Genomic DNA, 13,543 nt, shown 5'->3' with positions numbered 1-13,543 from the left:
CGGCGTGATCATCTCCCCGCCGCGCACGCGCGCACTCCTCGCGTCCCTCGCCACAGCCGCCGTCTTGGCGGCCCCGCTCGCTGCTCCCGCCGATGCCGCGGCGCCTTTCGCAACGAGCGCCGCGAACGCCGGAGTCATTCCCTTCACCGCCGCCGACGTCACCAGGATCGGCGGCTCGGACTGGACGGTCTCCTGGGCCGCCCCTGCAGGTGTCACCTCGGTGCAGGTGTACGTCGGCAGTGCCCCTGACACCTTTCCGGCCCAAGCCACGGTGACGGACAGCCATGCCACCGGCGCGGTGACGATCACGAGCGCCAGCCGCCCCTGGATCAAGCTCGTCCCGTCGTACGGCGCCCCACTCGTGCTGACCGCGCGCAGCCTCGACCTCGCCGAAGACCCCAACCTCCGTGACGCGGGCGGCTACCGCACCGTCACCGGACAGTGGGTCAAGGAGGGCGTCGTCCTGCGAGGCCAGGAGATGTCCACCAGCCTCAGCAGCGCGACGAAGGCGGCATTGGACGGTCTCGGTCTCACGACGGTCTACGACTTCCGCACCACGGCGGAGGTCACCAGTAAGCCCGACTACGTCCCGGCAGGCGCCACGCGGGTGTCGGTCAACGTTCTCGGTGACGGGACGAGCGTCACGACGTCGAACCTGACCTCGCCCGCTGATGCGGTCGAGCTGATGAAGCAGGCGGAGATCATGATGGTCGACGCGCCGTCCGCGGTGACGTCGTACCAGACCCTGTTCCACGGCATCCAGAGCGCAGCGGGGCCGAGCCTCTACCACTGCACCGCCGGCAAGGACCGCACCGGCTGGGCCTCGGCCGCGCTGCTCACGCTGCTGGGAGTTCCCGCCGACACGGTCATGAAGGACTACCTGCTCAGCAACGAGTACTACTTCAAGACCACCGGCACCGCCACCCTCAACTACGTCTGGCAGCAGACCCACGACGGCTACCTCGCCCAGGGTGCGACCGAGGCCGCGGCCACCGCGGCCGCCGACGCCGCCAAGGCCATCTACACCCCGATGATGGAGGTCCGCGCGGAGTACCTCCAGGCCGGACTCGACCGCGTCGCGCAGGAGTACGGCACCATCGAGGGCTACTTCACCAAGGGCCTCGGCTTCACCGCCTCGGACATCGCCGCCCTGCGGGCCAAGCTCCTCACGGGGTCGCCGATCCCGTCCGCCGGCGGGTCGGTCTCGCCGCACCTCGTCGTCGGGGCGCCGAGGATCAAGGGGAAGGGCAAGGTCGGCTCGACGCTCAGCGGCCTGGCCACGCGCCCGGCGGGGGCGACGCTCAGCTACCAGTGGCTCGCCAACGGGCGTGCCATCCGGGGCGCGACCAAGGCGCGCCTCCGGGTCACGAAGTCGCTCAAGGGCAAGAAGGTCGCGCTGCGCATCACCGCGGCCACGGCCGGCGCGGTCTCGGCGAGCGCGACCAGCAGATCGGTCCGGATCGCCCGCTGACCCTCTCCCGCATGTCGGAGTGTTCACCTGACGTCGTACGACGCGTTCCACGCGCCTCACGTACCGGCGGAATGTGAGCCCTAGCGTCACAGACGCCATGCGATTCTCACACCGCATCCTCGGGCTGGCCCTCGTGGTCGGCATGCTGACGACACCTCCCGCACACGCGTACCTGATGAACGACCCGGACAGCCGGGACCATCCGCAGCGGACGGTCGAGCTCCTGACGAGCGATCCGATCCGGGCCCCGCATTGGATCTCCGACCGCCTCGTCGAACTCATCGACGGCACTCCGGAGGGCGAGGAGATCGACGTCGTCACCTACTTCATCGCCAGCTCGCGTGTGGCCGATGCGCTCAGCTACGCCGTACGTCGGGGCGTGCGCGTGCACGTCCTGCTCGCCGGCAACGGTCTCGCGCGGCAGTCGGGCAACGGCCTGATCAGCTTCCTCGAGCACCACGGTGAGGAGGGCAGTTGGGGCCAGCGCTCGGTCGGTGCCGCTCGCGGTGATGCGGGTCTCACGCACCAGAAGACGTGGCGGTTCAGCAGATCGGGTGGACGGCAGTGGGTGATCCTCACCGGCTCCTACAACACCTCCGAGCGCTCGGACCGCTATGCCTACGCGCACATGTGGGAGATCAGCGGGGACGCGGAGCTGTGGAGCGCCTTCAGCACCGTCTTCGCCGCCCAGCATGCGCAACGGACGCCGGTCGAGCCGCTCGTGGAGATGCAGGGTTCGGACTGGGAGGCGTACTTCATGCCGTTCGACAACCCGACCCTCGGGCGCGATCCGGCGATGAAGCGTCTCGCGGCCATCCCCACAGGGCCGTCCACCACGATCTCCATCGAGATGTACTCGATGTGGGGACCGCGCGGCGAATGGATCGCGAGACGCCTCGCCACCATGGCCGCCGCCGGAACTCGGATCACCCTGCTCACCGGCCCCTGGGTCGACCCGCTCATCCAGCCAGCGATGGCGGCCGCCGGCGTCCGGCTGCAGTCGGCCTGCTTCGCCGACCACACCTACACCCACGCCAAGGACATGGCGGCGACGTGGATCGATCACGGTCGGCGTACCTGGTGGACGTGGTTGGGGTCGGACAACTGGACCTCACAGGGGACGACCGACGACGAGGCCGTTCTCGGCCTCGAGGGGGAGTCCCTCTACGACGAGTACCTGACCGCTTTCGAGGAGGTACGTCGACGCCAGGGCCTCCCGACCGCGGAGTGTGACCCGATCCGCGACTGAGCCGGTCGGCGGGCGCGTCGAGCGCCGGGCACTAGAGTGGCCCCACCCATGACCGACGTCCTGCTCCTCCTGCTCGCGCTGGCCCTGATCGCCCTGTGCGGCATCTTCGTGGCGGCCGAGTTCGCACTCGTGACCGTGGACCGCGGAGCGGTCGACGCTGGCGCGGCGTCCGGCGATCGCGGCGCCGCCGGCGTCAAGGTCGCACTCACACGCCTCTCGACCCACCTCTCGGGCGCGCAGCTGGGCATCACGCTCACCAACCTCGGCATCGGCTTCTTGGCCGAACCCGCCGTCGCCGGCTTCATCCCCAACCCGGCCCTCGCGGTGCTCCTCGGCCTCGTCGTGTCGACCGTCCTGACGATGGTCTTCGGCGAACTCGTGCCCAAGAACATCGCCCTCTCGCTCCCGCTGCGCACCGCGACCGCGACCCAGCGGTTCCTGCGGATCTTCACCGCCGTCAACGTCCTGCCGATCCGCCTGCTCAACGGTTCCGCCAACGCCCTCGTACGTCGACTGGGGGTCGAACCGCAGGAGGAGCTGCGATCGGCACGCAGCTCCACCGAGCTTGCGAGCCTGATCCAGCGGAGCGCCGACGAGGGTGTCCTCGACGCCGATGCGGCCGAGCTCATGGAGCGCGCCGTGGAGTTCGGCACCCGCACGGCAGGCGAGATCATGACGCCGCGCATGCGGACGCACAGCCTCGAGGAGGGTGACCGGGCAGAGGCGATCATCGACCTCACGCGCCGCACCGGGCACTCGCGATTCCCGGTGCTCGACGAGCACGACACCGTCGTCGGGACCGTCCACGTCAAGAACGCGGTGGCGCTGCCGGTGCATGAGCGCTCGACGGTCCGGGTCAAGCACCTGATGGCGAAGCCGGTCGTCGTGCCCGACTCGCTCCGGCTCGACCCGCTGCTCGCGCTGCTGCGCAGCGAGGGCTTCCAGCTGGCGGTCGTCCTCGACGAGTACGGCGGCCAGGCCGGGATCGTCACCCTCGAGGACGTGATCGAGGAGATCGTCGGTGACATCGCCGACGAGCACGACTCGATCAGCGCCCAGGCCCGGCTGCGTCGCGATGGCTCCTGGTCGTTGAGCGGCCTCCTCCGTCCCGACGAGGTCGAGGACCTCACAGGTGTCGCACTCCCCGAGGGCGACGACTACGACACGGTGGGTGGTCTGGTCATGCGGATACTCGGCAAGGTCCCGGTCAAGGGTGAGGTCGCCGAGGTGGCGGTCCCGGACCGCTCCGACCCCGACACGCCGCGCGAACGTCTGGCCACCCTCACGGTCGAGCACATGGACGGCCTCCGCGTCGACCGGGTCGCGCTGCGCCTCCCCGTCGCCGAGGAGTCCGACGAGTCCGGCGAGGAGGGGCAGCGATGAGCGCGCCCGTGGGTCTCCTCCTGACCGTCCTGCTCCTGCTCGGCAACGCCTTCTTCGTGGCCACCGAGTTCGCGCTGATCTCCTCGCGCCGCAGCCAGATCGAGCCGCTCGCCCAGGAGGGCTCCGCGCTGGCGAGGCTCACGCTGCAGGCGATGGAGCAGATCTCGTCCATGGTCGCCGGCATCCAGCTCGGAGTGACGGTCTGCTCGGTCCTGCTGGGTGCCGTGGCAGAGCCCTCGGTCTCCAAGCTCGTGGAGCCCGTGCTCGACGCCGTGCATGCACCGCACGGGCTGCTCCACCCGATCTCCTTCGTGGTGGCCCTTGCGGTGGTGGCCTTCTTCCACGTGGTGCTGGGCGAGATGGTCCCGAAGAACGTCACCCTCGCCGGGCCGGAGCGTGCGGTGCTCATCCTCGGCCCGGCGATGCTCCAGATCGTCCGCGTCCTCCGGCCGCTCATCGTGGCGCTCGACGCGATCGCGTCGCTCACGCTCCGGCTCCTGCGCATCGAGCGCAAGGAGGAGTTGGAGTCGACGTACACCCTCGAGCAGGTGGCGGTGCTGGTCGAGGAGTCCCATGGCGAGGGCCTGCTCGAGGCCGACGAGTACGACCGCCTCTCCGGCGCCCTCGGCTTCACCGAGAAGAGCGTGAGCGCGATCGTGCTGCCGATCGACCGGCTGACGACCGTCCCGCGCGGTGCCTCCGGCGCCGAGGTCGAGGAACGCTGCGGCGCGACCGGTTTCAGTCGCTTTCCCGTCCTCGAGGGCGGCGACCTCGTCGGTTACCTGCACATCAAGGACGTGCTCGAGCCCGACGCAGAACGCCGTGCCCGTCCGATCGACCCCAAGTGGATCCGGCCGCTCGCCTCCGTGCACCCCGACGACTCGCTGCACGAGGCCCTCGAGACGCTCCAGCGACGGGGCGCCCACATGGCCCGCGTCGTCGACCACGAGGGCCGCACGCTCGGCGTCGCGACCCTCGAGGACGTCATCGAGGAGCTCGTGGGTGAGATCCGCGACGCAGCGCACGGCGACACTACGCTGACGCCATGACGCGATCGTTGAGCTGGCTCGTGGGCCTTCGTGTCCTGCTGATCCTCGCGGCCGTGATCATGAGCGCGACCGACCGGCTCCCATGGTGGTTCACCGCGCTCATCGTCGCTCGTGATCTCGCCATGGGCGGGGTCATCGCACTCCGCAGGCTGCGCACCGACGAGCCGGTGCGGCACGACCCGGTGGCGCCGGTCGCCGGCGGCCTCCTCCTGGTGGGCCTGGCACTCATCGCCCCCGCCACCGGAGACGGTGCCGTAGCGGTACTGGCCCGGGTCTTCGGCTGGGCCGCCGCGTGGTGGGGACTCGGCCTGTCGTGGGCGAGCCTGGCCGGCCACACCCGCGACCTGCAGCGGTTGATCGCACCCCGTCGGGACCGGGCGGGCGCGGTGTGACCGAGCTGCCCGTGCGGGTCACGACCCCCCTCCTGGCACTGATCACCCAGCAGTCGCTCGACGAGGACTATCAGCTGGTCGCCCGCCAGCGCGCCGAGGGCAGCCGCCCCGTCCACGAGGGGAGTCGCCACCTTGCGACCGGCGCGGCGATCATCGCCTTCGGACTGCTGCTTGCGGTGGCCGCGGTCCAGACCGCCCGCAACGCCGACGTCACCTCAGCCGGTCGCGAGCAGCTGATCTCGCGGATCAACCAGCGCCGGGAAGTCGTCGCAGACCAGCAGGAGCGGATCGCACAGCTCCGCAGCGCCATCGCCGCCGGTGACACCGCGCTACGTGCACTCGGTACCCAGCTGACCCAGGTGCAGGCGCGGCGTGCCCCTCTGGCCGCCTCCGCAGGGTGGTCCCCGGCCACCGGCGCCGGAGTCCGCATCACCGTCAAGTACAACCCGGACGCGGGATCCGGCGGCCTCGTCCGCGACGACGACCTGGCGCTGCTGACGACGGCGTTGTGGCGCGGTGGCGCCACCGCCATCGACGTCAACGGCCAGCGTCTGACCGCCCTGAGCGCCTTCCGCAACTCCGCAGACGTCGTCCGCTTCTACGGTGCCGAGCTGTCCTACGGGGTGTCCCTCTCGCCTCCGTACGTCGTCCAGGCGATCGGCAACGCAGCCACGCTCAGGGCCCGACTCGAGGACTCGACCGCAGGTGCCGCCTTCCAAGCCGTGGTCGGTGGCGTCGGACTCGGCCTGACCGTGCAGAATGTGAGCCGTCTGCGCATTCCCGCTGCCGCAGAATCCCGGCTGGTCGTGCACGACGCCCAGCCGTTGTCCCGCCGGCCCAAGTCGACCGACCCCCAGGAGAACCAGTGATCGCCGCCCTCGGTCTCGTGGCCGGGGTCGTGCTCGGGCTGATCTTCCGGCCCGACGTGCCGGTCGGCCTCGAGCCCTACCTGCCCATCGCGGTCGTTGCCGCGCTCGACGCCGTCTTCGGTGGCCTGCGCGCCTTCCTCGACGGCATCTTCGACGACAAGGTGTTCGTCGTCTCCTTCCTCAGTAACGTCGTCATCGCCGCCGGCATCGTCTTCATGGGCGACAAGCTCGGCGTCGGCGGGCAGCTCTCGACGGGCGTCATCGTCGTGCTCGGCATCCGGATCTTCTCCAACGTCGCGGCCATCCGGCGCCACATCTTCCATGCGTGAGTGCCATGTCTGAGTGCCATGTCTGAGTGCCATGCCTGAGCCCACCCACCGCACCGGTCGCGCCCGGCTGCTGCACGCCCTCCGGGCACCGCGACGGTCCCAGATCGTCGCGGCGATCCTCCTCGCACTCCTCGGCTTCGGCGCGGTCACCCAGGTCCGCACGAGTGACGCCGACAGCTCGTTCTCGGGGTACCGCGAGCAGGACCTGATCGACGTGCTCAACGGCCTCGCGGGCACCAGCCAGCGTGCGCAGTCCGAGATCACCCGCCTGGAGAAGTCCCGCGACGACCTCCGTGACACGACCTCGCGGCGGCAGACCGCCCTCGACGAGGCCAAGGGCCAGGTCCAGACCCTCAGCATCCTCGCCGGCACCGTGCCCGTCACCGGCCCCGGGATCCGCCTGACCATCACCGAAGAGGTGGGCGAGGTCAGCGTCGACAGCTTCCTCGACCTGGTCCAGGAGCTGCGCTCGGTGGGCGCGGAGGCGATCGAGATCAACGACAAGGTCCGGCTGGTGGCCCAGTCCTCCTTCGACCAGGCGACCGACGGGCTCGTCGTCGACGGCAAGACCCTCGAGCCGCCGTACGTCGTCGAGGCCATCGGCGAACCGACGAATCTCGTCGGCGCCCTCACCTTCCCCGGCGGCCCGGAGGACGAGTTCGAGGAGGACGGTGCCGAGGTGCACCACACCCAGCTGACCTCTCTTGACATCACCTCCGTGCGGCCCCAGTAGGGTCTGTCCCATGACGACTCCCGCGGACCTTCGCTACACCGTCGAGCACGAATGGGTCCGGACGCCCGGCGAGACCGCGGGCTCCGTCCGGATCGGCATCACCGACTACGCCCAGGACGCGCTCGGCGACATCGTCTACGTCTCACTCCCCGAGGTGGGAGCCACCGTCGCAGCCGGTGCGGCGGTCGGCGAGCTCGAGTCGACGAAGTCGGTCAGCGATGTCTACGCCCCGCTGGCCGGCGAGGTCGTGGCGGTCAACGAGGGCCTCGACGCCGCCCCGGAGCAGGTCAACACCGACCCGTACGGCGCCGGCTGGCTCTTCGAGCTCGTCCCCACCGACGCGGGCCACGTGGACGAGCTTCTCGATGCTGCTGCCTATCAGGCCACGCTCGACGCCTGAGGGCTGGTAGGTTCGTAGTTCAAGCATCAGGGTGAACCTGAGGGTCAGGGAAGGGGTCCACAATGCCGGTCTGCGCGACCTGTGGCACCGAGTACACCGACGGTGCGCGCTTCTGCTCGCAGTGCGGAGCGCGGCTGCCTGAGCCGGTGGACGCCACCACGTCGATCCAGGTCTCCGATGCCCGTGCCGAGACCTCCGACCGGCTCCTTGCGCCGGTCGACGCGGCCGCCGTGGACGCACTTCCGGCCGGCTCCGCCCTGCTCCTCGTCCAGCGCGGGCCGGGCTCGGGAAGCCGCTTCCTCCTCGACAAGCCGACCGTCCAGGCCGGCCGCCATCCCGACAGCGACATCTTCCTCGACGACGTGACGGTCTCGCGGCGTCACGCGGAGTTCGCGCGCGACGGTGAGTCGTGGGGCGTGAAGGACGCGGGCAGCCTCAACGGCACCTACGTCAACCGCGACCGGATCGACCACGTCACCCTCAAGGACGGGGACGAGGTCCAGATCGGCAAGTTCCGGCTCGTCTTCTACGCCGGCCACGCAGGCTGATGGCGGCCACCGCCGCCCACGCCCACGCGGGTGATTCGGGGGAGAGGTTCAACATCGGGCGCGTGCTCGACCTCCTCGCCCCGGAGTTCCCCGGACGCATCAGCATCCCGAAGATCCGTCTCCTCGAGGACGACGGGCTGATCAATCCCGAGCGGACTCCGGCGGGGTACCGCAAGTTCTCCGACGCCGACGTCGAGCGGATCCGCTACATCCTGACGATGCAGCGTGACCACCACCTGCCGAAGAAGGTCATCGCCGAGCACCTCGACGCGATCGACCGCGGGCTGCAGCCGCCCGCGATCATGCCCACGACGCCGACGGTTCCCGACTTCGCACTGGGCGACGAGGGCCTGCCGACCGCGGAGCTCTTCGAGCGACGCGACAACCTGCGGCTCTCCCGCAAGGAGGTCCTCAAGGTGGCCGAGGTGAGTGAGGAGTTCCTCGCCGGACTCGAGGACGCGCGCGTGGTCTCGCCGTCCCGTTCCGGTCACTACACGACCGACGACCTCGCCCTGGTCCGGGCCGCGCAGCAGTTGTCGAACTACGGCTTCCACGCCGCCGCCTTCCGCGTCTTCCGCAACGCCGCCGACCGCGAGGCCGACCTCGTTCGCCAGGCGATGAGTGGGCGCCGCGACGCCGACGAGGTCGAGCCGGGGGTGGCGGCCCTGGCCGCACAGCTGCACGGGCTCCTGCTCAAGTCCTCGCTCCGTGGTTGATCCCGCCGACGTAGGCTGAACGACGTGCGAGAAGTCGACGTGATGGGCGTGCGGGTGGAGGTCCCCTCCAACCAGCCGCTGGTCCTGCTGCGCGAGGTCGACGGGGAGCGCTATCTGACGATCTGGATCGGCGCGGTCGAGGCCACGGCGATCGCGTTCGCGCAGCAGGGCGTGGTCCCACCCCGCCCGCTGACCCACGACCTGCTCAAAGGCGTGGTCGAGGCGCTGGGCGCCGAACTGACCGAGGTCCAGATCACCGAGGTGCGTGATGGCGTCTTCTACGCCTCCCTCGTCTTCGACAACGGCGTGGAGGTGAGCGCACGTCCGTCGGACTCGATCGCGCTCGCACTGCGCACGGGCGCGCGGATCCTCTGCGACGACTCGGTCCTGGCGGAGGCCGGCGTGATCGTCCCCGGCGAGGACGCCGACGCCGCCGAGGAGGTCGAGAAGTTCCGCGAGTTCCTCGACCAGGTCACCCCGGACGACTTCTCGACCGAATGAGCGGTGGTCTCACCCTCAAGATGAGGTTGAGAGTTCCGACACGCCGGGCGGGTCTTTGACCGATGCTCTGCGGCGTCCTACGTTGAACTGTCTCTGTTGTAACTCCAGCCGTGAGATTCGCATCCGAATTCCATGGACTTCCCCAGCTTGGGAGTTACGCTCAACGGAGTAGACCTCACGGAGGACGCACGTGAACGAGCACGAGCAGGAGATCGGCGCGACCGCCGAGGTGCTTGCCGCAGCCGAGCAGGCTGACGAGCAGGGCCTCTTGTTCACCGACGACGTGTCGCCCCTGCCCGACGACCTGGGCTACCGCGGCCCGACGGCCTGCAACGCCGCCGGCATCACGTACCGCCAGCTGGACTACTGGGCCCGCACCGGTCTGATCGAGCCGAGCGTGCGTGGCGCCTCGGGCTCGGGTACCCAGCGGCTCTACTCCTTCCGCGACATCCTGATCCTCAAGATCATCAAGCGACTTCTCGACGCCGGCATCTCACTGCAGCAGATCCGCACGGCGGTCACGCACCTGCGTGAGCGCGGCACCGAGGACCTCACCCGCGTGACGCTGATGAGCGACGGGGCCTCGGTCTACGAGTGCACCAGCAATGACGAGGTCATCGACCTGCTCCAGGGCGGTCAGGGTGTCTTCGGCATCGCGATCGGTGGCGTCTGGCGCGAGATCGAGGGCACACTCTCGGCGCTGCCCAGCGAGCGCACCGCTGATGACGCTGCCGAGGCTGACGGTGTCGCCGGCGACGAGCTGGCCGCGCGCCGTGCCGCGCGCAAGATCGGCTAGACCTCCGGTATCGTTGCGGCCAGCTACCAAGGCCGCGCGGGAGAGTCCCTCCTGATGGCGGGCGCCGAAGGGGCAATTCCTCCCCGGAATCTCTCAGGCACCACGACCGTGCGGGCGCGGCGACTCTGAAGCGGCATCGGCGCGGTGACAGAGGGGGAGGACGTCACGTCCGATCGTTGCCCCCAGGAGTCGCTCCGTGTCCGACCAGCCCACCCTGACCTCGCTCGACGCGGCGGTTCCCTTCGTACGTCGCCACATCGGTCTCGATGCCGCCGCGGAGCGCTCGATGCTCGAGCGCCTGGGCTTCGACTCGCTGGACGCGCTCATGGACGCTGCGGTTCCCGCGGGTATCCGCAGCCACGGGCGGCTCGACCTTCCCTCCGCGATGAGCGAGCGCGAGGTCGCGGACCTGGCTCGCGCCCTCGCCGGGCAGAACAACCCGGGGGAGTCGCTGATCGGCCTCGGCTACCACGCCACGATCACCCCGGCCGTGATCCGGCGCAACGTGCTCGAGGACCCGTCCTGGTACACCGCGTACACGCCGTACCAGCCGGAGATCTCGCAGGGGCGCCTCGAGGCGTTGATCAACTTCCAGACCATGATCGGTGACCTGACCGGCCTGCCGGTCGCCAACTCGTCGCTGCTCGACGAGGGCACCGCCGCCGCCGAGGCCATGACGCTGGTGCGACGCGCCAACCGCAAGGCGGGCATGGGCGCATTCGTCGTCGATGCCGATGCGCTGCCGCAGACGATCGACGTCGTGAAGACGCGTGCCGAGGCGATGGGCATCGAGGTGATCGTCGCTGATCTCTCCGAGCCACTGCCCCAGGGCCAGATCGCCGGCGTGCTCCTCCAGTACCCCGGCGCGAGCGGCCACATCCTCGACCCGCGCCCGATCATCGAGGCGGCGCACGAGCGCGACGCGCTCGTCGTCGTGGCCGCCGACCTGCTCGCGCTCACGCTGCTCGAGGCGCCCGGAGCTCTCGGCGCCGACGTCGTCGTCGGCTCGGCGCAGCGCTTCGGCATCCCGCTCTTCTACGGCGGCCCGCACGCCGGGTACATGGCGGTCCACTCCGGCCTGGAGCGCCACATGCCCGGGCGGCTGGTCGGCGTCTCGATCGATGCCGAGGGGAGGCCGGCGTACCGCCTCGCCCTCCAGACCCGTGAGCAGCACATCCGCCGGGAGAAGGCCACGTCCAACATCTGCACCGCACAGGTGCTGTTGGCCGTCGGGGCCTCGATGTACGCCGTCTACCACGGTCCCGACGGGCTCACCTCCATCGCCACCCGCGCCCACCGGTACGCCGCCGTGCTCGCGTCCGCGCTCCAGCAGGCCGGCTTCGGGCTGGCCAACGAGGCGTTCTTCGACACCCTCACGGTGAGCGCACCCGGTCGCGCCACCGACATCGTCGCCTCCGCACGCGCCGAGGGCTACCACCTGCGTGGGGTCGACGCCGACACCGTCTCCCTCTCGACCTCCGAGGTCACGACGCGGACGACCGTCATCGAGGTGCTGGCCGCCTTCGGCGTCTCACTCGACGAGGCGGGGATCGACGAGCTCGACCGGACCGCCGCCTCGGCCATCCCGGCCGGACTCGCCCGCCGGTCGGAGTTCCTCGCCCACGAGGTCTTCCACGCGCACCGCTCCGAGACGCAGATGCTCCGCTACCTGCGCACGCTGTCGGCCCGCGACTATGCACTCGACCGCGGCATGATCCCGTTGGGTTCCTGCACGATGAAGCTCAACGCGACCACCGAGATGGAGCCGATCTCGCTGCCCGGCTTCGCCGACCTGCACCCCTTCGTCCCCGCCGGGGATGCGACCGGCTATCAGCAGCTGGTCGAGGAGCTCGAGGGCTGGCTCGCCGAGGCGACGGGCTACGACAAGGTCTCCATCCAGCCGAACGCCGGCTCCCAGGGCGAGCTCGCCGGACTGCTCGCGATCCGCGGCTTCCATCGCGCCAACGGCCAGGAGAAGCGCGATGTCTGCCTGCTCCCGTCCTCGGCCCACGGCACCAACGCAGCCTCGGCGATCATGGCCGGGATGCGGGCCGTCGTGGTGAAGTCGGCCGACGACGGCACCGTCGACCTCGACGACCTGCGCGCGAAGTGCGACGAGCACAGTGCTGACCTCGCGGCGATCATGGTCACCTACCCCTCGACGCACGGCGTCTACGAGGAGGGCATCACCGAGCTCTGCGAGATCGTCCACTCCCACGGCGGCCAGGTCTACATCGACGGCGCCAACTTCAACGCCCTGCTGGGGTACGCCAAGCCCGGCCAGTTCGGCGGCGACGTCTCCCATCTCAACCTGCACAAGACCTTCTGCATCCCGCACGGTGGCGGCGGTCCGGGCGTCGGCCCGGTCGCGGTGCGCTCGCACCTGGCCCCCTACCTCCCGTCACACGGATTCCACCCCGAGGAGTCGAAGCAGTCCGGCATCGGGCCGATCTCGGCGGCGCCGTACGGCTCGGCGGGCATCCTGCCGATCTCCTGGGCCTACGTCCGGCTGATGGGCGCCGAGGGCCTCGCGGCCGCCACGGCCTCGGCGGTGCTCTCGGCCAACTACGTCGCCGCGCGGCTCGGCGAGTACTTCCCGGTGCTCTACCGCGGCGACTCCGGCCTCGTCGCCCACGAGTGCATCCTCGACCTTCGCGGCCTCACGGCTGCGACCGGCGTGACGGTGGACGACGTGGCCAAGCGCCTCATCGACTACGGGTTCCACGCCCCGACGATGTCCTTCCCGGTGGCCGGCACGTTGATGGTCGAGCCGACGGAGTCCGAGGACCTCGGCGAGCTCGACCGCTTCATCGAAGCGATGATCGCGATCCGTGGCGAGATCGACCGCGTGGCTGCGGGGGAGTGGACTCCGGAGACCTCTGTGCTCCGCGGGGCGCCGCACACGTCGCGGGCGCTGGTCGGGGAGTGGGACCGTGCCTACTCCCGTGAGCTCGCGGTCTTTCCCACCGGCATCAACCCGGACAAGTACTGGCCGCCCGTCGCCCGCATCGACAACGCGTACGGCGACCGCAATCTCGTTTGCTCCTGCCCGCCCGTCGAGGCCTTCGCCGCCGACTGACACGGAGCGTCCGCGGCGTTGCACGCCG

At 70.1% G+C, this 13,543-nt stretch carries 14 protein-coding genes and 1 riboswitch; all 14 genes read left to right on the top strand.

What is annotated here, in order from left to right; genetic code table 11:
* Nucleotides 1–4: 4 nt before the first annotated feature.
* The 14 genes from LH076_RS08200 to gcvP all read left to right on the top strand — a co-directional run bounded on the left by LH076_RS08200 (nucleotide 5) and on the right by gcvP (nucleotide 13,515).
* Complete coding sequence (locus LH076_RS08200) at nucleotides 5–1,471, top strand: tyrosine-protein phosphatase (RefSeq protein ID WP_227783488.1); 1,467 nt, start codon at nucleotides 5–7, stop codon at nucleotides 1,469–1,471.
* A gap of 97 nt (nucleotides 1,472–1,568) precedes the next feature.
* Nucleotides 1,569–2,720, top strand: a complete 1,152-nt coding sequence (locus LH076_RS08195; RefSeq protein WP_227783487.1) for a phospholipase D-like domain-containing protein — start codon at nucleotides 1,569–1,571, stop codon at nucleotides 2,718–2,720.
* Between the two features lie 48 nt (nucleotides 2,721–2,768).
* Entirely contained in the window at nucleotides 2,769–4,103 is a 1,335-nt protein-coding gene (locus LH076_RS08190) for a hemolysin family protein (protein ID WP_227783486.1), read from the top strand.
* Entirely contained in the window at nucleotides 4,100–5,152 is a 1,053-nt protein-coding gene (locus LH076_RS08185) for a hemolysin family protein (protein WP_227783485.1), read from the top strand. Before LH076_RS08190 ends, LH076_RS08185 begins: the two co-directional genes overlap by 4 nt.
* The gene (locus LH076_RS08180) at nucleotides 5,149–5,544 is read left to right on the top strand and encodes a CDP-alcohol phosphatidyltransferase family protein (protein ID WP_227783484.1); all 396 of its coding nucleotides are present in this window, start codon (nucleotides 5,149–5,151) and stop codon (nucleotides 5,542–5,544) included. The genes LH076_RS08185 and LH076_RS08180 overlap by 4 nt, the downstream gene beginning before the upstream one ends.
* Nucleotides 5,541–6,413, top strand: coding sequence for a DUF881 domain-containing protein (locus tag LH076_RS08175; RefSeq protein WP_227783483.1), 873 nt, complete (start codon nucleotides 5,541–5,543; stop codon nucleotides 6,411–6,413). The genes LH076_RS08180 and LH076_RS08175 overlap by 4 nt, the downstream gene beginning before the upstream one ends.
* Nucleotides 6,410–6,742: a small basic family protein gene (locus LH076_RS08170; RefSeq protein ID WP_227783482.1), complete on the top strand. Its 333-nt coding sequence runs from the start codon at nucleotides 6,410–6,412 to the stop codon at nucleotides 6,740–6,742. The genes LH076_RS08175 and LH076_RS08170 overlap by 4 nt, the downstream gene beginning before the upstream one ends.
* 31 nt (nucleotides 6,743–6,773) lie before the next feature.
* Complete coding sequence (locus LH076_RS08165; RefSeq protein WP_227783481.1) at nucleotides 6,774–7,475, top strand: DUF881 domain-containing protein; 702 nt, start codon at nucleotides 6,774–6,776, stop codon at nucleotides 7,473–7,475.
* A 10-nt stretch (nucleotides 7,476–7,485) separates the two neighbouring features.
* Nucleotides 7,486–7,875, top strand: coding sequence for a glycine cleavage system protein GcvH (gene gcvH, locus LH076_RS08160; RefSeq protein ID WP_227783480.1), 390 nt, complete (start codon nucleotides 7,486–7,488; stop codon nucleotides 7,873–7,875).
* A 62-nt stretch (nucleotides 7,876–7,937) separates the two neighbouring features.
* Nucleotides 7,938–8,423: an FHA domain-containing protein gene (locus LH076_RS08155; RefSeq protein ID WP_227783479.1), complete on the top strand. Its 486-nt coding sequence runs from the start codon at nucleotides 7,938–7,940 to the stop codon at nucleotides 8,421–8,423.
* A complete protein-coding gene (locus LH076_RS08150; protein ID WP_227783478.1) occupies nucleotides 8,423–9,139 on the top strand; it encodes a MerR family transcriptional regulator in 717 nt (238 codons plus the stop codon). The genes LH076_RS08155 and LH076_RS08150 overlap by 1 nt, the downstream gene beginning before the upstream one ends.
* A gap of 42 nt (nucleotides 9,140–9,181) precedes the next feature.
* Entirely contained in the window at nucleotides 9,182–9,640 is a 459-nt protein-coding gene (locus LH076_RS08145; protein ID WP_415753334.1) for a bifunctional nuclease family protein, read from the top strand.
* A gap of 190 nt (nucleotides 9,641–9,830) precedes the next feature.
* A complete protein-coding gene (locus LH076_RS08140) occupies nucleotides 9,831–10,436 on the top strand; it encodes a MerR family transcriptional regulator (RefSeq protein ID WP_321573738.1) in 606 nt (201 codons plus the stop codon).
* 27 nt (nucleotides 10,437–10,463) lie between these two features.
* Nucleotides 10,464–10,555: riboswitch (glycine riboswitch) on the top strand.
* 77 nt (nucleotides 10,556–10,632) lie between these two features.
* Nucleotides 10,633–13,515 carry an aminomethyl-transferring glycine dehydrogenase gene (gene gcvP / locus LH076_RS08135; protein WP_227783476.1) on the top strand — a complete coding sequence of 961 codons (2,883 nt, stop codon included), beginning with the start codon at nucleotides 10,633–10,635 and terminating at the stop codon, nucleotides 13,513–13,515.
* Nucleotides 13,516–13,543: the final 28 nt, after the last annotated feature.

Source organism: Nocardioides sp. Kera G14 (genome assembly GCF_020715565.1).
In the GTDB taxonomy this organism is placed as follows: Bacteria; Actinomycetota; Actinomycetes; order Propionibacteriales; family Nocardioidaceae; genus Nocardioides.
This window is presented reverse-complemented; position numbering and strand designations above follow the sequence as displayed.